Origin of the sequence: Bacillus sp. T17B1 (assembly GCF_026796395.1) — a bacterium.
Taxonomy (GTDB): domain Bacteria; phylum Bacillota; class Bacilli; order Bacillales; family Bacillaceae; genus Bacillus; species Bacillus spizizenii_A.
The window spans coordinates 63,507-82,451 of sequence record NZ_JALAYA010000021.1 but is presented as its reverse complement, the minus strand read 5'-3'; the positions used below and the strand labels follow the sequence as shown (position 1 = coordinate 82,451).

General features: G+C 44.4%; 21 protein-coding genes. 9 read left to right on the top strand and 12 right to left on the bottom strand.

Going from position 1 to position 18,945, the window contains the following annotated elements:
• Positions 1-34: 34 nt before the first annotated feature.
• The 3 genes from MOF34_RS11965 to sigM are packed head-to-tail and all read right to left on the bottom strand — an operon-like array spanning position 35 to position 1,870.
• On the bottom strand, positions 35-325 hold the full coding sequence (locus MOF34_RS11965) for an anti-sigma-M factor (protein ID WP_003224169.1): 291 nt from the start codon (positions 323-325) through the stop codon (positions 35-37).
• Entirely contained in the window at positions 313-1,389 is a 1,077-nt protein-coding gene (locus MOF34_RS11960) for an anti-sigma factor (RefSeq protein WP_268400283.1), read from the bottom strand. The genes MOF34_RS11965 and MOF34_RS11960 overlap by 13 nt, the downstream gene beginning before the upstream one ends.
• Positions 1,379-1,870 carry an RNA polymerase sigma factor SigM gene (sigM, locus tag MOF34_RS11955; RefSeq protein WP_003224177.1) on the bottom strand — a complete coding sequence of 164 codons (492 nt, stop codon included), beginning with the start codon at positions 1,868-1,870 and terminating at the stop codon, positions 1,379-1,381. Before sigM ends, MOF34_RS11960 begins: the two co-directional genes overlap by 11 nt.
• Before the next feature lie 189 nt (positions 1,871-2,059).
• Here sigM and MOF34_RS11950 point away from each other — a divergent pair, with 189 nt between their 5' ends.
• The 3 genes from MOF34_RS11950 (at position 2,060) to MOF34_RS11940 (ending at position 5,017) form a co-directional block, all read left to right on the top strand.
• Positions 2,060-3,055, top strand: a complete 996-nt coding sequence (locus MOF34_RS11950; RefSeq protein ID WP_268400282.1) for an aldo/keto reductase — start codon at positions 2,060-2,062, stop codon at positions 3,053-3,055.
• Between the two features lie 134 nt (positions 3,056-3,189).
• On the top strand, positions 3,190-3,789 hold the full coding sequence (locus tag MOF34_RS11945; protein WP_268400281.1) for a 1-acylglycerol-3-phosphate O-acyltransferase: 600 nt from the start codon (positions 3,190-3,192) through the stop codon (positions 3,787-3,789).
• Positions 3,790-3,889: 100 nt separating this feature from the next.
• Positions 3,890-5,017 (top strand): FAD-dependent oxidoreductase, encoded by a 1,128-nt coding sequence (locus MOF34_RS11940; protein WP_268400280.1) that lies wholly within the window; start codon positions 3,890-3,892, stop codon positions 5,015-5,017.
• Between the two features lie 19 nt (positions 5,018-5,036).
• Here MOF34_RS11940 and MOF34_RS11935 read toward each other — a convergent pair whose 3' ends face one another.
• From MOF34_RS11935 to cueR, 3 genes are all read right to left on the bottom strand, one after another.
• A complete protein-coding gene (locus MOF34_RS11935; protein WP_003224186.1) occupies positions 5,037-5,936 on the bottom strand; it encodes an NAD-dependent epimerase/dehydratase family protein in 900 nt (299 codons plus the stop codon).
• 159 nt (positions 5,937-6,095) lie between these two features.
• The gene (locus tag MOF34_RS11930) at positions 6,096-7,430 is read right to left on the bottom strand and encodes a hemolysin family protein (protein ID WP_268400279.1); all 1,335 of its coding nucleotides are present in this window, start codon (positions 7,428-7,430) and stop codon (positions 6,096-6,098) included.
• A 60-nt stretch (positions 7,431-7,490) separates the two neighbouring features.
• Positions 7,491-7,922 carry a Cu(I)-responsive transcriptional regulator gene (cueR, locus tag MOF34_RS11925; RefSeq protein WP_268400284.1) on the bottom strand — a complete coding sequence of 144 codons (432 nt, stop codon included), beginning with the start codon at positions 7,920-7,922 and terminating at the stop codon, positions 7,491-7,493.
• 155 nt (positions 7,923-8,077) lie between these two features.
• On the opposite strand from cueR, the gene MOF34_RS11920 reads away from it, so the two are divergent.
• Complete coding sequence (locus MOF34_RS11920) at positions 8,078-9,259, top strand: pyridoxal phosphate-dependent aminotransferase (protein WP_268400278.1); 1,182 nt, start codon at positions 8,078-8,080, stop codon at positions 9,257-9,259.
• Positions 9,260-9,550: 291 nt separating this feature from the next.
• The gene (locus tag MOF34_RS11915) at positions 9,551-10,936 is read left to right on the top strand and encodes a hemolysin family protein (protein ID WP_268400277.1); all 1,386 of its coding nucleotides are present in this window, start codon (positions 9,551-9,553) and stop codon (positions 10,934-10,936) included.
• 13 nt (positions 10,937-10,949) lie between these two features.
• Here the strand turns inward: MOF34_RS11915 and crcB are convergent, their stop codons facing one another.
• The 3 genes from crcB to MOF34_RS11900 are packed head-to-tail and all read right to left on the bottom strand — an operon-like array spanning position 10,950 to position 12,416.
• Positions 10,950-11,306 carry a fluoride efflux transporter CrcB gene (gene crcB / locus MOF34_RS11910; RefSeq protein WP_019713795.1) on the bottom strand — a complete coding sequence of 119 codons (357 nt, stop codon included), beginning with the start codon at positions 11,304-11,306 and terminating at the stop codon, positions 10,950-10,952.
• Complete coding sequence (locus tag MOF34_RS11905) at positions 11,303-11,698, bottom strand: fluoride efflux transporter FluC (protein ID WP_268400276.1); 396 nt, start codon at positions 11,696-11,698, stop codon at positions 11,303-11,305. Before MOF34_RS11905 ends, crcB begins: the two co-directional genes overlap by 4 nt.
• Positions 11,685-12,416 carry a glycerophosphodiester phosphodiesterase family protein gene (locus MOF34_RS11900; protein WP_268400275.1) on the bottom strand — a complete coding sequence of 244 codons (732 nt, stop codon included), beginning with the start codon at positions 12,414-12,416 and terminating at the stop codon, positions 11,685-11,687. The genes MOF34_RS11905 and MOF34_RS11900 overlap by 14 nt, the downstream gene beginning before the upstream one ends.
• Positions 12,417-12,649: 233 nt before the next feature.
• Between MOF34_RS11900 and MOF34_RS11895 the strand changes: the two genes are divergently transcribed.
• The 3 genes from MOF34_RS11895 (at position 12,650) to MOF34_RS11885 (ending at position 14,840) form a co-directional block, all read left to right on the top strand.
• Complete coding sequence (locus tag MOF34_RS11895; protein ID WP_003224203.1) at positions 12,650-12,757, top strand: YhdX family protein; 108 nt, start codon at positions 12,650-12,652, stop codon at positions 12,755-12,757.
• A 150-nt stretch (positions 12,758-12,907) separates the two neighbouring features.
• Complete coding sequence (gene mscY / locus MOF34_RS11890; protein ID WP_268400274.1) at positions 12,908-14,023, top strand: small-conductance mechanosensitive channel protein MscY; 1,116 nt, start codon at positions 12,908-12,910, stop codon at positions 14,021-14,023.
• Between the two features lie 73 nt (positions 14,024-14,096).
• Positions 14,097-14,840, top strand: coding sequence for an NAD-dependent protein deacylase (locus tag MOF34_RS11885; protein ID WP_268400273.1), 744 nt, complete (start codon positions 14,097-14,099; stop codon positions 14,838-14,840).
• A 29-nt stretch (positions 14,841-14,869) separates the two neighbouring features.
• On the opposite strand, the gene MOF34_RS11880 is transcribed toward MOF34_RS11885, so the two are convergent.
• Positions 14,870-15,718: a polysaccharide deacetylase family protein gene (locus tag MOF34_RS11880; RefSeq protein WP_268400272.1), complete on the bottom strand. Its 849-nt coding sequence runs from the start codon at positions 15,716-15,718 to the stop codon at positions 14,870-14,872.
• 285 nt (positions 15,719-16,003) lie between these two features.
• Here MOF34_RS11880 and dat point away from each other — a divergent pair, with 285 nt between their 5' ends.
• Complete coding sequence (gene dat / locus MOF34_RS11875; protein WP_268400271.1) at positions 16,004-16,852, top strand: D-amino-acid transaminase; 849 nt, start codon at positions 16,004-16,006, stop codon at positions 16,850-16,852.
• Positions 16,853-16,892: 40 nt separating this feature from the next.
• Here dat and nhaC read toward each other — a convergent pair whose 3' ends face one another.
• Complete coding sequence (gene nhaC, locus MOF34_RS11870; RefSeq protein ID WP_268400270.1) at positions 16,893-18,254, bottom strand: Na+/H+ antiporter NhaC; 1,362 nt, start codon at positions 18,252-18,254, stop codon at positions 16,893-16,895.
• Positions 18,255-18,380: 126 nt separating this feature from the next.
• Entirely contained in the window at positions 18,381-18,881 is a 501-nt protein-coding gene (locus MOF34_RS11865) for a universal stress protein (protein WP_019713804.1), read from the bottom strand.
• Positions 18,882-18,945 lie beyond the last annotated feature (64 nt).

The following is an 18,945-nucleotide window of genomic DNA, read 5'->3' as shown; positions in this document are numbered from 1 at the left end:
AATTTGGGGTGCACTTCAGAAGAGGCGTCTTTTTTTAAAAGCCAAACTGTAAATTGGTATCTACAGATACAATGGTATACACACAAATGATTACAAAGAGATTCAGGATGACGCCGAGCAGGCCGGGGCCTGTGCGTCCTCTCTTGATGAAGAGTTCAATAACGCCAAACGGAACGGCAGCCATGGCGAACGGAAGCATTTGATAGGAATAAAATGTGACATTGCTGATAATCGCCAAATTGAGCAGGAGCAGGGACAGAACCGCTGTTCCGACAGAGATCCAGCCGAATACATTGTGTTCTTTGAAAATTCTTACCAGTTCCATAATTCCACCTCACCGACATTCGCTGATTTTACAGATTTGTTTTTCAGCATGCGCTGGATTTCCTTGGTTGGTCCTGTAACGACCGAACCGTATACATTGACACCGTTTTTTTCGACATAATCCAATCGGTTATTCACATTCAAGTCTTTTCGTTTTGAAATGACCTGCGCCCACTTTTCGTGCTTGGACATGAATTTCAAGGCATTGATAAACTGATCGCCATTTGACTTGCCTTTTGTATTAAGTACGGCCAAGAACTTTGAATCCTTCCCGGGATAGCCAAGAGGTTCTGTGTACACTGTCTCATTTGTATTTCTCTCTGTTTCAATTGCATTCCACAAAAAGCTCACATCATAGCCTTTGAACTTGTTATACACTTCTTTTGTCGGGTATGCACGGTCATATGAAAGATAGACCTCGGAAACCGTTCCTTCAGGTAATGTCTTTAACGTTTTTTCTGCTTTAGCGGTTGTTTGTTCCGACGCATTTGATGGGTGTGTAAAGTAAAGGCCGGTTTTATTCACTTCTAAGTTATAGTAGTTCACGGCTGGCGCTTTCACTTTATCATAAAACATTTCAACCCGTTCATTCCCTACGGCAGCTGTCTTCGTGCCGATCTGCTTTTGCAGCGGGAATTCCGTATTCATGCCAAACAGCTTCACTTGGCTTTTCAGTCCTGATGTATCGACAAGAACATTCGGCATGGTCAGGGCTACAGTGACTGCGGCTGTTTCCATAAATTCATTGCCGGTGCTGTGTTTTCCTCCCATTCCATAATAGAGGTAGCTTCCCAGCGTACAAAGCGGCAAAATCATCAATGTCGAAATGACGGCAAGTACAGAAATTCGCAAATAAGACTTGCGTTTGCCGTAAGCTAAAATCGCTTTTTGTTTTTCAGGACTGATGCTGACATCCCAATCGTTATCGTCCTCCAGCTCGCTGTCAATCAGTTCCTGATACACCTCTAGCTTCTCAAGTTCTTCCTCAAAAGCGGTCATTTCCTGGTCGCTCATTTCCCCATTTTTATATTGATCAAAACGCTTTTTAAATTCTTCATTCATCATTAACACCTCTATTATAAAGTGCTTTCAGCCGCTGTCTGGCGCGAAATAAAACACTTTTAAAATTCGCCTCTGAAATATTCATAATATGGGATGCTTCTTTGTAATTTAACTCTTTTAAATAATATAGCGTTAAGGCCTCCCGATAATTATCGGGGAGCTCGGACATATAACCAGTCAGCACTTCCTTTATCTCTACCTGATGGGCAGGGCTCTGAACAGCATTCTGAAAGAGGCTTCCGATCAAGTCATCAGAAATGGTTACTTCTTTCTTATGCTTTCTGACGTAATCAATGAAGGCGTTTCGCGCTACTTGAAAAAGCCAGGGCTTTACTTTGCTGTGATCATAGGAGTGAATGTGTATGTATGCCCGCATAAAGGTTTCCTGCAGCAAGTCTTCGGCAAGATGCTTGTCTTTAGTCATGGAGAGCAGGAACCTGTAAACATCATTCATGTACATTTGGTAAATTTCATCGATCGTCACTGCCTTTTCTCCCCTCTATCTTATACACGCATAAGAAAGGTTTAAAGTTGCACATTACGTGCAAACGGCTTTTTTATCAAACACCATTCCTATATAGTAACTAAAAATACACGCAAAAGATAGTACCGAGAAATGTTTAACATTTTTGCCAGCGGGGAAAAAATAGTGAAAAAGTGAAGGAGTGGCAAAATGGAATATACCAGTATTGCAGATACAGGAATCAAAGCCTCCAGAATCGGCCTCGGTACATGGGCGATTGGCGGAACGATGTGGGGAGGCACTGACGAAAAAACATCCATCAAAACAATCCGCGCCGCTCTTGATCAGGGGATCACACTGATTGACACTGCGCCGGCTTATGGCTTCGGGCAGTCCGAGGAAATCGTCGGCAAGGCGATTAAAGAGCTCGGCAAAAGAGATCAGGTGATTCTCGCCACGAAAACGGCTCTGGACTGGAAGAACAACCAGCTGTTCCGCCACGCGAACAGAGCGAGAATTATAGAGGAAGTTGAGGCTTCTTTGAAACGGCTTCAAACGGATTATATTGATCTTTATCAGGTGCATTGGCCTGATCCGCTTGTGCCAATTGAAGAAACGGCGGAAGTCATGAAGGAATTATATGATGCGGGGAAAATCCGGGCGATTGGCGTCAGTAATTTTTCAGTTGAGCAAATGGATACATTTCGTGCCGCTGCACCGCTTCATTCAATACAGCCTCCATATAATCTGTTTGAAAGAGACATCGAAGAGAATATCCTTCCGTATGCAAAGGACAAACAGATCACAACGTTATTATACGGCAGTTTATGCAGAGGGCTGTTAACAGGAAAAATGACCGAAGAGTATCCATTTGAAGGCGACGATTTGAGAAATCACGATCCGAAATTCCAGAAGCCCCGCTTTAAAGAGTACCTTTCCGCTGTCAAACAATTGGATAAGCTGGCGAAGACACGTTATGGAAAATCAGTGATTCACTTGGCCGTCAGATGGATCTTAGATCAGCCGGGAGCGGATATCGCTCTTTGGGGAGCAAGAAAGCCTGGGCAGGTTGAGGCGGTATCAGAAATAACTGATTGGACGCTGAGCAGTGAAGATCATAAAGACATTAATACCATTTTAAAAAATACGATATCAGACCCGGTCGGGCCGGAGTTTATGGCACCGCCGACAAGGGAGGAAATATAACAAAAGCTGAGGATGAATCCTCAGCTTTTTAGCGTTTTAACCGGAGAAATCATAAAAATTAGTACCAGGTAATAAAAAATGTTGTTATAATAAGTAACAGTAAGAATCATTGATTACGACAAAGGAAGTGCGATATGTATAAGTTTTGTGCAAATGCTTTAAAAGTTATTCTTTCTCTTCGCGGAGGAGTGAAGGTGTATAACAAAGAAAACCTTCCGGCCGATTCAGGTTTTGTCATCGCGTGTACACACTCCGGCTGGGTTGATGTGATCACACTCGGAGTCGGGATTCTTCCTTATCAAATACACTACATGGCGAAAAAAGAGCTTTTTCAAAATAAATGGATCGGTTCATTTCTGCAGAAAATTCATGCCTTTCCGGTAGATCGGGAAAATCCCGGGCCTAGCAGTATTAAAACACCGATTAAGCTGCTGAAAGAAGGAGAGATCGTCGGTATCTTTCCAAGCGGAACAAGAACCTCTGAGGACGTGCCTTTGAAAAGAGGTGCGGTGACGATTGCGCAAATGGGGAAAGCGCCGCTCGTTCCTGCTGCTTATAAAGGGCCATCAAGCGGAAAGGAATTGTTTAAAAAAGGGAAAATGAAGCTTATTATCGGTGAGCCTCTTCAGCAGGCTGATTTTGCACACCTGCCGTCAAAGGAAAGACTTGCAGCTATGACAGAGGCTTTGAATAAAAGTATTAAAGAACTCGAAAAGAAGCTTGAGCAGCTATAAACCATCAGTGCTTCTTCTCACTAATTTCCCGATTGTTTATAAGTTCCTAAGCAATTAGCTATACTAATTGAGGAATGACTGTTGGGAAAGGTTACGGAAAATGAAAAAAATCATCGTAGTAGGAGCTGGAATTCTGGGAGCGTCAACTGCATATCAGTTAGCCAAAATGGGGGCTGAGGTTCTTGTAATAGATCGGAAAGATAAGGGACAGGCCACCCATGCGGCGAAAGGCATTATTTGTCCATGGCTGTCACCGAGGCAAAATCAGGCGTGGTACACAATGGCAAAGGCAGGAGCACACTTTTACCCGAGTTTCATAGAAGAGCTTAGAAAAGCAGGCGTGAAAGAAACGGGTTATGCTCCTGTTGGTGCTCTTAGTATTCATTACGAGAAAGAAAAGATCGAGAAAATTGAAAAACGGGTGCAGGACCGTAAACAAGGTGCCCCGGAAATCGGTGAGATTTCCTTTCTCTCTGAAATAAAAACTGCTGGCATGTTTCCGCTGCTGGCTAAACGGTACCATTCCATTCATATAAGCGGAGCTGCCCGAGTGGATGGGGAAGTGCTGAGAGATGCATTGGTGCGTTCTGCTCAAAGGATGGGCGCCGTTTTTTTAACAGGCGATGCCAAGCTTCACTATCATTCGAAACGAGTGACAGGAGTAACTGTGAATAATGAGTGTTATGCTGCTGATGAGGTGATTGTTTGTGCAGGTGTATGGGCAGGCCAATTGCTGGAACCTTTAGGCATTCGCTTCAAAGTAAGCGCGCAAAAAGCGCAAATCGTATATGTACAGGTTCCGGCCGCAAAAGATATGGACAGCTGGCCGGCTGTAATGCCGCCTTCTAAGGAATATCTGTTAGCTTATGCTGATAAGAGAATAGCCATTGGAGCGACTCGTGAAGATGGCATAGATGGACATGATGTACGGATAACGGCAGGCGGGCTGCAGGAATTGTTGAACAAAGGTTTAGAAATGGCCCCTGGTTTAGCAAACAGCACCTTTCAAGAGGCAAGAGTCGGTTTACGCCCCTTTACACCAGGTGATGTGCCGGTGATCGGACCTCTTCCCGGCTGGGACGGGATTATAGCAGCAAATGGCCTAGGATCGTCAGGTTTGACAATGGGGCCCTATATGGGGCTGCAGCTGGCAAAGCTGGCTCTCAAAATGGATGTAGACATCAATTTAGAAGAGTATGATATAAAAAAAGCAGCAGACGTTCATTGAACATCAGCTGCTTTTTGTTTTATATTTTGGATAATGAAAGCTGATCTTCTGGCAGTGCTTTGAGTGAGCCGTCATTGTTTAATACAGAACGCCATGTATAACGCGGTTCATAACCAAGGATCTTTTTCGCTTTATCGATTGCCATCAGCGTTTCATATCCTTTTATATCTCTTTTTAAAGAGACATCCGGGAAAAACCGCTTAACTAAATCTTCACTCGGTTCTTTCATGATGGTGTCCGGCGCAGTAATATGGAAGACATCGTTCCCGAGATTATTTTTTTCGACTGCAAGGAGGCAAGCGTGTGCTGCATCTCTTACATCGCAATACGCCCATGCATTTTTCTTTTGTATCTCTTTTTGCTGTTCGTTCCAGTGCATGCCAGGGATTTTTTCGTATTCATCAGGCTCATAAATATTCGCAAAACGGAGTGTGACGATTTGTGTTTTGGTAAGCTTTGAATACATATCTGAGAGAATTTCAGTCAGCCGTTTTGCCATGGCATACGAAGATTTTACGATCGTCGGGTGCTCCTCGTCTACAGGAAGGTAGCTGAGCTCTTTCGGGACAAACGGATATCCCAGCACTGTTTCACTTGAAGCCCATACCAGCTTAGGGATTTTAAAATCTTTACAGGCTTCCAGGACATTAAAATTGACGAGCATATTATTTTCAAATATCGCCTGGGAGGTATTCCTGACATCGGTCGGGATATTCCCGAGGTGGACTACAGCATCACAGCCCATAATAAGCTGGCATACCTGGCCATAATCCCGCAAATCAGCTTGAATAAATTTTTTCGATGCTGATTCTTCTCTTAATAACCGATCTGACGCTGTCACATCGTGGCCGGCCTCCAATATTGTTCTTACGGCCCAACGCCCTATTTTGCCTGCTGCCCCAGTTACCACTACTTTCATGTTTTCACTCCTTTTTCTTGTTTTAAATGAGATCGAACCCCATAATTAGGCTTCCCGAGGATTAGCGTTTTATTAGCAACAGTTTTCATAGGAGCAGATTGGGGAGGTTAAAACAAAACATAATAAAAAAGACACCTTAATAAAAGGTGTCTTTTCACATTATGCTTCTTTCGATTCTCCAGCTTCGATAAGCTCTTCTGCCGCAAGTTTTTTGACTTCAATATAAGCGACATGGTGACCGTCAATTTCGTTGATGATAAATTCGCAGCCTTCTTCGATGATCGAGTCACCTTTTTCAACATCGTATTTTTGGGTAAGGAACCAGCCGCCGATTGTATCGACTTCTTCGTTCTCTAACTGGATGCCGAGCAGGTCGTTTACTTGGTCGATCAACACTTTTCCGTCAAGAATATAATGGCCTTCACCGATTTTGCGGATCTCGTTAATTTCATCAATATCAAATTCATCGCGGATTTCGCCAACGATTTCTTCGATAATGTCTTCAACCGTCACGAGCCCGGCAGTCCCGCCGTATTCATCAGACAGGATAGCCATGTGAACCCTGTCTTTTTGCATTTTGACAAGCAGATCTTGGATCGGCGCAGATTCAATGACGTGAATGATCGGGTTGACGAATTGAGAAATGGTGGAATCAACAGATACCTCGCCGCTGATGCAGGCGGTCAGCACTTCTTTAATATTAATAACCCCGATAATGTTATCCTTATCGCCCTCTTCTACAGGGTAACGGGTATATTTTTCAATCTGAATGATGTCCATCATTTCAGAAATCTTGATATCATGTGGAAGGCTGACAATTTCGGTCCGCGGAATCATAATTTCTTTCGCGAGCCTGTCGTCAAATTCAAAGATTTTATTCACATATTTAAACTCTGACTGGTTAATTTCACCGCTTTTATAGCTTTCAGACAGAATGATTCGCAGCTCTTCTTCAGAGTGAGCGAGTTCGTTTTCTGAAACGGTCTCCAGGCCAAATGCTTTTGTCAATAACCGTGCGGAATTGTTCAAAAGCCAAATGAACGGGAACATAATGCGGTAAAACCAAATCAGCGGTTTCGCAAACAGCATAGACACTGCTTCCGCCTTTTGGATAGCGACTGTTTTAGGTGCAAGTTCTCCGACAACAACGTGCAGGAACGTGATAATGGCATACGCAAAAATAAACGATATGACATGTGAAAGGGAACCAGGAACGTTCAATTGTACGAAAAGCGGGTGAAGCAGCCTTTCAATCGTTGATTCACCTAAAACCCCTAATCCGATGGAAGTCAATGTAATTCCGAGTTGACACGCAGATAAATATTCATCAAGATGCGTGGTCACTTTTTTTGCGGCTATTGCTGCTTTATTTCCTTCCGCGATCAGCTGATCAATCCGTGAGCCTCTGATTCTGATAATGGCAAACTCAGATGCAACGAAAAATGCCGTCAGGGCGATTAAAACAGCAACTAAAATCAAATTCACTATGTCCAATTAGAACCTTCACTCTAGCATTGAGAATGAAGGTAACACCTCCTGTTAGATAAAATGGTTTTAACTTAACAGCAGCATAAATGATTGGAGCACGGCGAGCTTTTCGGGAGGGAGCTTGCTTTTCAGCTTGTCACGATCCTCAGGCTTCAGCCGTTCAAACCGATGCAAGATGCCGGAGATGTTTTGATTCATATGATCAATTTCTAATGCCAGATTTCCAATTTCATCATCAAGTTTAGCTGAAGAGGGAAACTGGTTCTCCAGTCGATCTTTAATATCGGACAGGGCCAATCGCTGCTTCTTACAATCTACAATAAATATAAGCCGTTTGAGTGCATTTTCGTCGTAGTAACGGTAATTTGAACAGGATCTGGCCGGCGTAAGCAGACCAATATTCGTATAATAATCAACTGTTCGTTTCGTTACTCCGGCAAGTGCCGCTAGTTCACTGATACGATAAGTCTCAGCCCCATCTATATCCCTCCCAACCATCACGTTATAGTTATGAGAATAGTTTAATATATGAACGGTGTATTGCACAAGTTTATTGTTTTTTTCAGGCGTGAACCGGAAGTGTGGAATTCATCAACTGATTGAAGTAACATATAAAGATAGAATTTTCAAACTTTTATAGACGGAAGGGACAGATGAAATTGGCTGGATTATCCCGGGAAATTGAAGAAAACTTAAATAAAGGCTCATGGATTCGTAAGCTGTTTGATGAAGGCGCAAGGCTGAAGAAAGAGTTCGGGGATGATCAGGTATTTGATTTTTCACTCGGCAATCCGATTGTTGAACCGCCAGAAGCTTTTAAGAGAGCGTTAATAGAGGAAGCTGAAAAAGGCAATCACGGATACATACAAAACCAAGGGCTTGCGGCAGCGCGAGAAAAAGTTGCCCAATTTCTGGCGTCCCGTTTTGAATCAAAGTTCTCGGCAGAACGCGTCGTCATGACGGTGGGCGCAGGCGGCGCATTAAATGTCGCGTTAAAAAGTATCGTAAACCCGGGAGAAGAGGTCATTATTCTCGCACCTTATTTTGCCGAGTATAAATTGTATATTGAGAACTACGGAGCAAAGGCTGTCAGCTGCCCGTTGACCTCCCGGTTCGAAATTGATATTGATGTGGTAAGGCAATCGATCACGCCAAAGACGAAAGGGCTGATTCTCAATACACCTCATAACCCGACAGGTACCGTTCTCAGCCAGAAAAATATAGATGATTTAGGCGCTTTATTAAAAGAAATAGAAGAGAAGAACGGCCAGACAATTTATGTGCTGTTTGATGAACCGTACAGTCAATTCATTTATGATGAAGAGCTGGCAAATCCGTTTCAATCATATCATCGTGTGATTTTGGCGAGCTCATTCAGTAAGGATCTCGGCATAGCCGGAGAGCGGCTCGGGTATATCGGATTGGATAGCAAGATGCCGGATGCAGGCCTATTGATCAACGCTTTTGTGTACTGTAATCGAACGCTTGGATATGTGAATGCCCCTGTCATGGCGCAGCGGGCTGTGGCAAGAATGGAAGATTTAAGAGTAGACGCGAGCGCTTATAAAGAGCGCAGGGATTTAATGGTCGACATTTTAAAGGAAGCCGGTTTTGAATTTGAAATGCCGAAGGGCGGCTTCTTCGTTTTTCCGAAATCGCCAATTGAAGATGAAGCCGCATTTTGCGTGCATGCCGCCCAAAAATACAAACTATTAATCGTGCCGAGCAGCGGTTTTGGAATGAAAGGGCACTTCCGTTTATCCTTCAGTGTGCCGATCGAGCAGATTAAAAACTCACGGGATATTTTCATATCCTTATATAGAGATTTTGCTTAGGAAAGTAAAGAAAAAGAAAACGGCTTTACATGCTGTTATCTTTTTTATATTCTCAAAATCCTCCCTCTTCCAATTCAAACAGGCAACTGGCAAATGTCTAAAAATTAAAAATCATTTTTGGAATGAGTTGTGTTACAATAAAATATACAAATTATAATCAAACTTTGACTTGGAGGTGGTATGATGGGGCCCTCTGCTTAGGCAACAATACACCGCGTACCTCAATGTTAAGGAAAAATGATTATATCAGGAGGTGACTCCTTATCCTTTCCACGAGGGGGATAAGGTTAAATGGACGATATTGACAGTCTGATTTTAATTGGCGTGCTCATTGCTTTAACCGCGTTTTTCGTTGCGAGCGAGTTTGCGATTGTTAGAGTAAGGAGATCCAGAATTGATCAGCTTATAACGGAAGGAAACAAACGGGCGATACTCGCAAAGCGTGTCATTACAGATTTGGATGAATATTTATCCGCATCCCAGCTGGGCATTACATTGACATCAATCGGACTCGGCGTGCTGGGGGAGCCGGCATTTGAACGGCTGCTGCATCCATTGTTTGAACCGCTCGATCTGCCGGAATCGGTTTCTCATGCGATCTCATTTGCGGTCGCGTACGCCTTGATCACGTTCCTGCACGTTGTTGTGGGCGAACTGGCCCCGAAAACGGTCGCGATTCAAAAGGCAGAGCAGCTGACCTTGCTGATAGCGGGTCCATTGCGTTTATTCTATTTGCTCCTGTTTCCGTTTATTTGGATCCTCAATGGATCGGCGCGGCTTTTATGCGGCATGTTCGGTTTAAAGCCTGCGTCAGAACATGACGGGTCCCATTCTGAGGAAGAACTCAGAATGCTGTTATCTGAGAGTTTAAAAAACGGAGAGATTAATCCGTCTGAATATAAATATGTGAATAAAATTTTCGAATTTGATAATCGGATCGCCAGAGAAATTATGATACCGCGGAAGGAAATGGCCGCTGTGTCAACAGAGATGACAATGGCCGAGATGCTTGAAGTCATGCTGAAGGAAAAATACACGCGCTGGCCTGTCACAGACGGGGACAAAGACAGTGTCATCGGTTTGGTTAATACGAAGCATTTGTTTTCCGATTTGCTGTTTATGACAGAAGAGGAACGAATGAAGATGACGATCCATCCGTATGTACGGCCCGTAATCGAAGTGATTGAAACCATCCCGGTTCATGACTTGCTGATTAAAATGCAGCGTGAACGTATTCATATGGCCATATTGTCTGATGAATACGGAGGAACCTCGGGACTTGTGACGACAGAGGATATTCTTGAGGAAATTGTCGGCGAGATCAGAGATGAATTTGACGAAGATGAACAGCCGCTGATCCAAAAGCTTGGCGACCGCCATTATGTGATGGATGGAAAGGTTCGGATCGATCAGGTGAACAGCCTTCTTGGCGCGTCTATTGAAGAGGACGTCGATACGATTGGCGGACTGATACTAAAAGAAAATATCGATATTGAGGCTGGTGAGTCCATCCGTATCGGTTCATATACGATAAAGGTACTGAAGATGGACGGCCGATTAATCAAACAAATCGATATAAAAGAAGAAGTTGGCAACACAACCGGGATGACAGCACATCACACGCTGCCAATGCCCGAGCCTGTGATGATGAACAGTGCAACCTTGAGCGAGAAATAAGCTCAAGGTTTTTTTACGTTGTAATTGTCCAGCCGCACCAAAATGCCAAAAGCGACCCGCAAAGCGTCAGGGCGATGTACAAAATGCTTTCCATTACGCGTTTGGACAGCAGGAGCTGAACACTTTCAACACTGAAAGTGGAAAAAGTCGTAAAGGCGCCAAAAAAACCCGTGCCGATGATGAGGGAGGCAGATGCATTTGTAATATGAAGCCCAGTCAATAGTCCAAGCCCGAGAGCTCCGAGAATATTAATTGTTACTATGCTGATGGGAAGGCTGAGACCTTTGGCTTTGGATGTTATGACATTGCCGACCCAGAAGCGCAGCATCGCGCCAAGACCGCCGGCTATGAAGATACCAGCTAGTGTCATCTTTCCTGCAGCCCCTTTCTTAACTGAATGCCTGCTATGCGCCGTCCCGCCAGAACGCCAATCAGCGCAAGAACGATTCCCGATATCAGTGAAACTGCCATATACAAAACAGCCAGTGAGGATTGTGCTTGCAATAGCATCACCGTTTCTTTAGAAAACGTAGACATTGTCGTAAAGCCTCCGCAAAAGCCGGTGCCTAAAAAAGCCGACAGCAAAGGCCGTTTTGCCCTGGTCATAAAAAAGCCGGTCAGAATGCCTAATAAAAGGCTGCCTGCCGCGTTTTCCAGCCAGGTTGCTGCCGGGAATTGATCGGTGTGTATCCACATACTTAATTCGTATCGGAGGCAGGCGCCAAGCGCGCCTCCGATAAAAACTGCGCTATATATTTTCATGTTTTCCATCCTTTATGATGAAATCCGGGTAGTCTGTTACGATGCCGTCCACGCCCATGGCTTGTAATTTTGCTGCTGTCCTTTGATTCTTGACAGTCCATGCAAATACTTTTAAGCCGTTTTTATGCGCGGAAGCGATCATCAGCCGGTTGAGTCGTATGTATTTGATATTGACATAGTTTGCGATAGATTGGCAGGCCTTCAGCTGATTTCTAGACAGCATGCCAAAATTGGGCCTTGTAATGACTGCTGTCGGAATCGATGGATAAAGCTCGCGGAACCTCTGGACGGAGCGGAATCGAAAGGATTGGACAATATTATTAATAGAAAAAGAAAATTTCCCTAACAGCTGTCCCGCTTCTTCTTCAATACCGACTTGAGATGGATGGCCTTTTAATTCAATTAAAAGACCGATTCTTTTATGATAGCGCTTGAGCACCGCTTCCAAGGTTGGAATACGCTCTCCTTGAAAAGCGGGGCCGTACCAGCTTCCTGCATCGAGCTTCTGCAATTCCTCCAATGTAAAATCCTTAACAAAACCCGAGCCGTTTGTTGTTCGGTCAACCCTGTCATCGTGTATTACAACAATCTGCCTGTCTTTTGTAAGCTGGACATCCAGTTCGATCATATCTGCATTCATTTCCGCCGCAAGGTCAAATGCGGCAAATGTATTTTCCGGAGCGTAACCTGATGCTCCGCGATGGGCAATGGTGTACAAGCTAAGTCAGCTCCTCGTATGGGCATTTCTGTTATTGTATCAAATCCATATATGCGCGGCGATACAAACTGGTGAATTTTTTCTGTCATATCGGAATGGTACGGGCTGAGGACTGCGTATAACTAAAAAAAGACATTCAGCGTATCAGAACATATTTCGCCAGGAAATTAGGCCTTTCGACATGTTCACAAAACATTCTGTTACTTTATAATAGCAAAAAAGGAGGCGAGATCATGGGAAAAGGGAGAATCAGAGTGGAGGAAAGAATTAAAGCCGAAACGGATGCTGAAATGCAAAAAGCAACTCTCCTTGATCAGACACAAACGAAAAAAAGTAAGTGACTGTCCCTATTGAATCTGGCTGATAGATGAATTGAGAAATGACCCCGGCGCTCCGCCGGGGTTTTGTGCTGGAAAAAGACATTTAGAAGCGCATCTTTACGAATCTTTTAGTATAATAAACATTTGATTTAAATAGAAGGAGAGACTGTCATGCCAGATTATCTGCAGCAATATGTCACGCTTGATAAAATCATACAAATCGGCATCAGCTTGGCGATTTTGCTGGTGTTTCTTATACTGAGAAAACTGTTTACAAGATATTTCTTTAATTTGCTTTTTAATATGACAAACAAACCGAAAACCGAAGTTTTTAAACAGGTGGTTGTGGCATTCGATAAGCCTGCCAGATGGTTTTTTGTTGCCTTAGGGCTGTTTTTAGCGATCCGTTATTCACCGTTTTTAGATGCACAGATGCTGCTGATCAGCAAAATATACCGCTCGCTGATTGTGGCGCTGTTGTGCTGGGGGCTTTGTAATTTGACCGCTACATCATCTTTTATTTTTCATAAAGTGAATCAGCGCTTCGAGCTGGATATGGATGATATTCTGGCGCCGTTTTTGTCTAAGCTGCTCCGTTTTGTCATTATAGCGCTCAGTGTGAGCGTGATCGCACAGGAATTCAATTATGACGTCAATGGGTTTGTGGCGGGCCTTGGGCTTGGCGGATTGGCTTTTGCTCTAGCAGCGAAGGATACCATCAGCAACTTCTTTGGCGGAATCATCATTATCACTGAAAAGCCGTTTACAATCGGTGACTGGGTGGAGACGTCGACAGTAACCGGATCGGTGGAAGATATTACCTTCAGGAGCACGAGATTCAGAACAGCACAGGGAGCGCTTGTAACGGTGCCGAACTCTACGCTGTCGATGGAAGCGATCACGAACTGGACGAGAATGACCAAACGCCAGATCACGTTTTCCATCCATGTATCCTACGCAACGCCGATTGAGAACCTTGAACGCTCTATTCGTTCTCTCAGAACCATGCTCTTGGAACATGAGGGCGTTGATAATGAAACGATCATGGTCAACTTTGATACGTTTGCCGACAGCTACTACAATCTATTTTTCAACTTCTATACAAAAACAACGGTTTGGGCTGAAAACCTTGATGTTAGAGAGGATATCAACTATAAAATTATTGAAATCCTCGCCGCAGAAGGTGTTGAGTTTGCATACCCCGGCCAAATGGTTTATGTAAAGCAAAAGCACCAAAACGATCCGTTCCAAGTCAATCTGAATAAAGAGGAAAGGGAACGGGCTTAAAAAGGGAAGGACTTCGTCTGACAGAGGCGGAGTCTTTTTCGTGGTAAAATAAGAGAAAAAAGGCGGTGTTGAGTTGGAAGCATTCAAAAATATTCTAAATGAATCGCAGCGAATTGTCGTGCTGACCGGGGCGGGGATAAGCACAGAATCAGGGATTCCCGACTTTCGTTCAGCCGGGGGCATTTGGACAGAGGATGCCTCAAGAATGGAAGCGATGAGCCTTGATTACTTTTTAAGCCATCCGCGTCTATTTTGGCCTAAATTCAAAAAAATGTTCCAGATGAAAATGAGCGGCAGCTTTGAACCGAATGAAGGGCACTTGCTTTTAGCTGAGCTGGAGAAGCAAGGAAAGCAGGTCGATATCTTTACGCAAAACATTGACGGTCTTCATAAAAAAGCCGGAAGCAGACATGTGTACGAACTGCATGGCTCTATCCAGACAGCTGCTTGCCCGGCATGCGGCGCCCGATATGAGCTCCCTCATTTGCTGGAGCGGGAGGTGCCGGAGTGCACGGCGCCCGGGCAAGATGGTAACAGTTGCAAAGCGGTATTAAAAACCGATGTTGTTCTTTTTGGCGATGCCGTCTTGCACTTTGACACCCTTTATGAAAAGTTGGATCAAGCAGATCTTTTATTGGTTATCGGCACGTCTCTCGAAGTTGCGCCGGCAAGATTTGTGCCTGAGGACGCAAGCCGGATTCCCGGCATGAAGAAAGTCATCATTAACCTCGAGCCAACGTATTGCGACAGCTTGTTTGACATGGTCATCCATCAAAAAATTGGAAAGTTTGCCCGAAGTTTGGGCATAAAAAAGTGAGGCCGCCCATATGCGTGCGCCTCACTTTTTTATTCATGAACAGGAACCATGGTGTCCTCTAACACTCCGAAGGAATAGCCTTTTTCTTTTAGTTTATTGATTAATGCCGGGAGCGCGTTTACGGTAGCGGGAAGATCATGCATGAGAATGACATACGGCCTGCTTGAATGGCTGTGTTCCATATTCTCAAGCTGCTGCAACACCGCCGCCACATATGTTGAATTCCGGTATTTCCAGTCCATGCTGTCAATTGTCCAATCCCAGTACACAAAACCTTCTTTCTCAAGATTGCGGATTTGTGAGGCGGTCAGTGACGGCTTGCTCCCGTATGGCGTTCTGACAAGATCGGTTTTATATCCTGTAATGTCTTGCAGCGTATCACGCGCCTCCTGCATTTCTTTTAACGGAGATGTCGGTGTTTGATAGAACAATTTGTTATTATGGGTGACGCCGTGTAAACCGAGTGTATGGCCTTCCTTTTGTGCCCTTTTCACCGCTTGTTTGAATTCGTTCATCCGCGGTGACAGCATAAAAAATGTCGCTTTTACATCAGCGCTTTTTAGTACGTCGAGCAAGCGGTTTGTATAGGCTGACGGGCCATCATCGAAGGTTAAGTAAACCGTCTTATCTCCCATGTTCTGTTTTGTCTGCAGATGTTTAATCAGCAGATCGGGGGAGTCGTTTTTCAGCTTCAGGCTTTCCTTTTCATTGCGAAGCTGGCCGTTTGTGGTAACAGTGACTTCCTTTGCTTTCGATGAGCTGTTGGAATACCCTAGAATCACCATAAGCAAAAGCAGCACACATAAAACTGCTAAACTTGCAAATTTAAAAGCAAGCGAAACTGCAGAAGGAGAAGCGTCTCCTCTTGTTTGTCGCATAACAATCTCTCCATTGGCATAAAATCTCTACATACCGCTGTACAGCAGGCAGCTTATGAAGATGCCATATGTTTACAACCTATGTATCACCAGTCAAGTATACAGGAATAAAACTGGAAAGAACATAGAAAGTGTGTCGAAATGTCAGATTTTAAGGAAAAAATAAACTCCTTCCCGCTATAGATCTCTTGGATCTTTCTGTTTTTCAGCTAGTCCAATATGATAGAATAAGTGACAATGACAGCAAGAGAAACCATGAGGGAAATCTCGAAAGGGAGGGCTATTATGAAGGTTTTAGTCAACGGCCAGCTGATCGAACGCAGTGAAGCTTCGGTTGATTTGGAAGATCGCGGTTATCAGTTTGGTGACGGTATCTATGAGGTTATCAGAGTGTACAAAGGGGTATTGTTCGGCTTGCGCGAGCATGCAGAGCGTTTTTTCAGAAGCGCGGCTGAAATTGGAATCTCACTGCCGTTCAGTATAGAAGATTTAGAGTGGGACCTGCAAAAGCTTGTACAGGAGAATGCGGTCAGTGAGGGAGCGGTATACATTCAGACAACAAGAGGTGTGGCGCCGCGAAAACACCAGTATGAAGCTGGACTTAAGCCGCAGACTACTGCTTACACATTTAATGTGAAAAAACCGGAGCAAGAGCAGGCATACGGAGTGGCAGCCATTACAGATGAGGATCTTCGCTGGCTGAGATGTGACATCAAAAGTCTGAATTTACTGTATAATGTTATGACCAAGCAAAAAGCCTATGAAGCAGGAGCATTTGAAACTATTTTACTAAGAGACGGCACTGTTACGGAAGGTACATCCTCTAACGTTTATGCTGTTATCAATGGGAAGGTGCGAACGCATCCGGCTAATCGGCTCATCCTCAACGGAATTACGCGGATGACTATTTTAGGGCTTATGAAAAGGAACGGGATCCAGCTTGAAGAGAAGCCTGTCAGTGAGGAAGAACTGAGACAGGCGGAAGAGATCTTTATTTCGTCAACGACAGCAGAGATTATTCCAGTCGTGACGCTAGATGGAGAAACGGTCGGAAGCGGTGAGCCCGGACCGGTGACAAAACAGCTTCAGGCTGCTTTTCAAGAAAGCATTCACCAGGCAGCAAGCATTTCATAATGAAACATAAGAAAGAGCCCGCTTTGCAAGCGGAGCTCTTTTATTTTTTAATAAATCCAACCAAAATTGAGATCATCGGCGATATATAGAGGAAGAACGTAAAAGGGATATAGTCGATGACGGGAACACCAAGTGCGCTCGCCATAAAAGCACCGCATACTCCCCAAGGGATCAACGGATTCATTAATGTCCCGCCGTCCTCTAAGGATCTGGAAAGAAATTTTCGCTCGATGTTTTGTTTGTCGTATAAGGCTTTAAATGATTGTCCCGGTATTAATATTGAGAGATACTGTTCGCCGGTTGCCAAATTGATGCCGATGCTTGAGCAGACAGTTGCCGCAATCAGCTGTCCTTTTGAGCGGATGCCTTTCATGACACCCTCCAATAGCGCGGAAATCAATCCGATTTTCTCCATCAGCCCGCCGAGTGCAAAAGCAATCATAATGAGCGAGACTGAGCCCATCATGGATTGAAGTCCGCCTCTGTTGATAATTTGAGCGGCGGCCTCATTGTCAGTTTCGAACGTCGTGCCATTTTGCAAAGCTGTCATAAACCCCTGCAGGCTGCTGTCAGAGACAAAAATAGTAGTCAAAATTCCCGAGGAAATAATTCCGGCAGTCAGCACGGGAATCACGGGCACACGCTTAACCGCCAGCAAAACGACTAAGACCGGTGAAAGAAGCGCCCACGGCGTTACGTTTGCGGCATCCTTGATTCCGGTTATGACATGTTGAATATCATCGGTTGAAGCACTGTCCGCTGACACAGATAATCCGAGAAAGTAAAACAGCACGACGGTGATGAGCAAAGCCGGGATAGTAGTGCCCATCAAATGGCGAATGTGTTCAAAGATTGGTATTTCGCCTATGCCGGCGGCAAAATTGGTTGTGTCCGACATGGGTGACATTTTATCACCAAAGCATGCGCCGCAAATGACCGCGCCTGCCGTCCATTCAAGCGGAACGCCGGCCGCGCTCGCCACGCCGATCAGCGCGACCCCAATCGTGCTCACAGTTGTCAGGCTTGAGCCGACAAGCGTGCTGATGATCATGCAGGAAAACAAAGCAGTCAAAAGAAGATGGCTGGGTTCAATAAAGGACAGGACATAAACCGTCACGGACGGTATTGCGCCACTGTACATCCAAGCGCCGATTAAGATGCCGATCAGCGCCAAAACGATAATTGGCTGTACACCATTCTTGATCCCATCTGTAATCCCTTTTTCTAAGGAATTCCAGGAAAAACCGGCCCATAAACCGGCAGCTGAAAGCATGATAACACATAGAAACAGTGGGATATGCGGTTCTGTATGAAGCAAGAATAAGCAAGAAATAATGATTCCTAACATAAATATAAATAAACTGACGGCTAACGGAAACGTCAGCTTTTTTTGAGAATCCAAAATAACACCCCATATTTATCTTTAATGCTTTTGTGCTTTTGGGCACGAAAGCATTATAACAGAAAAAAACGAAAATCTATGTTTTTTAACAATTATGAATTTAAAAAAAGTGAGCACAGGGCATGCTCACTTTACAATCAGGACGGGTATATCCGATTTCGCTGATAGCTTTTCACTTACACTTCCGAATATGAGCTTTTTCAGCCTGTTTTGGTCTCTGCTTCCGGTTACGATCATATCGGCAGAAATGCGGTTTGCATACTCGATAATTGATTCAGCCGGATCGCCTTCTAATATATCAATATGTCCATCTGTCTGCTGGTCATTCAGCATCATTCTGGCTTCGGCGATGACTTCCTCCGTACGGTCTTCATAGATCATTGGCTCAGGTGGTGCAACATCTGATATTAGCGGATCAGGAACACTTGTCATGCCTCCGCCAATGTAGCTTGCCCCTGCTGCGGGCTTTGGCGGGTCGATGATGGTCTGATTGTCTTTCATATCATGTGAATGGGCGACGGTAATGGCAGCATTTACGGTTTTAGCAAGATCGATGGCTGTCTGCAGCGCTTTCTTACTATTTTCACTTCCGTCAAACGCAACGATGATACGGCCAGCATGAAACATCATTCTCACCCTTTCAAAAACGTCTTACAATACAAATACCCGGATTCGGGTACAATTAATCTTT

What these genes read in the sequence shown, in the direction of transcription:
- MOF34_RS11920 (WP_268400278.1), top strand. Translation starts at nt 8,078, where the DNA reads ATGAAATTGGCTGGATTATCCCGGGAAATTGAAGAAAACTTAAATAAA.
- MOF34_RS11905 (WP_268400276.1), bottom strand. Translation starts at nt 11,698, where the DNA reads ATGAAAATATATAGCGCAGTTTTTATCGGAGGCGCGCTTGGCGCCTGC.
- mscY (WP_268400274.1), top strand. Translation starts at nt 12,908, where the DNA reads ATGCCAGATTATCTGCAGCAATATGTCACGCTTGATAAAATCATACAA.
- MOF34_RS11915 (WP_268400277.1), top strand. Translation starts at nt 9,551, where the DNA reads ATGGACGATATTGACAGTCTGATTTTAATTGGCGTGCTCATTGCTTTA.
- MOF34_RS11895 (WP_003224203.1), top strand. Translation starts at nt 12,650, where the DNA reads ATGGGAAAAGGGAGAATCAGAGTGGAGGAAAGAATTAAAGCCGAAACG.
- MOF34_RS11935 (WP_003224186.1), bottom strand. Translation starts at nt 5,936, where the DNA reads ATGAAAGTAGTGGTAACTGGGGCAGCAGGCAAAATAGGGCGTTGGGCC.
- MOF34_RS11950 (WP_268400282.1), top strand. Translation starts at nt 2,060, where the DNA reads ATGGAATATACCAGTATTGCAGATACAGGAATCAAAGCCTCCAGAATC.
- MOF34_RS11960 (WP_268400283.1), bottom strand. Translation starts at nt 1,389, where the DNA reads ATGATGAATGAAGAATTTAAAAAGCGTTTTGATCAATATAAAAATGGG.
- MOF34_RS11945 (WP_268400281.1), top strand. Translation starts at nt 3,190, where the DNA reads ATGTATAAGTTTTGTGCAAATGCTTTAAAAGTTATTCTTTCTCTTCGC.
- MOF34_RS11865 (WP_019713804.1), bottom strand. Translation starts at nt 18,881, where the DNA reads ATGTTTCATGCTGGCCGTATCATCGTTGCGTTTGACGGAAGTGAAAAT.
- MOF34_RS11940 (WP_268400280.1), top strand. Translation starts at nt 3,890, where the DNA reads ATGAAAAAAATCATCGTAGTAGGAGCTGGAATTCTGGGAGCGTCAACT.
- dat (WP_268400271.1), top strand. Translation starts at nt 16,004, where the DNA reads ATGAAGGTTTTAGTCAACGGCCAGCTGATCGAACGCAGTGAAGCTTCG.
- cueR (WP_268400284.1), bottom strand. Translation starts at nt 7,922, where the DNA reads ATGGTTGGGAGGGATATAGATGGGGCTGAGACTTATCGTATCAGTGAA.
- crcB (WP_019713795.1), bottom strand. Translation starts at nt 11,306, where the DNA reads ATGACACTAGCTGGTATCTTCATAGCCGGCGGTCTTGGCGCGATGCTG.
- MOF34_RS11965 (WP_003224169.1), bottom strand. Translation starts at nt 325, where the DNA reads ATGGAACTGGTAAGAATTTTCAAAGAACACAATGTATTCGGCTGGATC.
- MOF34_RS11880 (WP_268400272.1), bottom strand. Translation starts at nt 15,718, where the DNA reads ATGCGACAAACAAGAGGAGACGCTTCTCCTTCTGCAGTTTCGCTTGCT.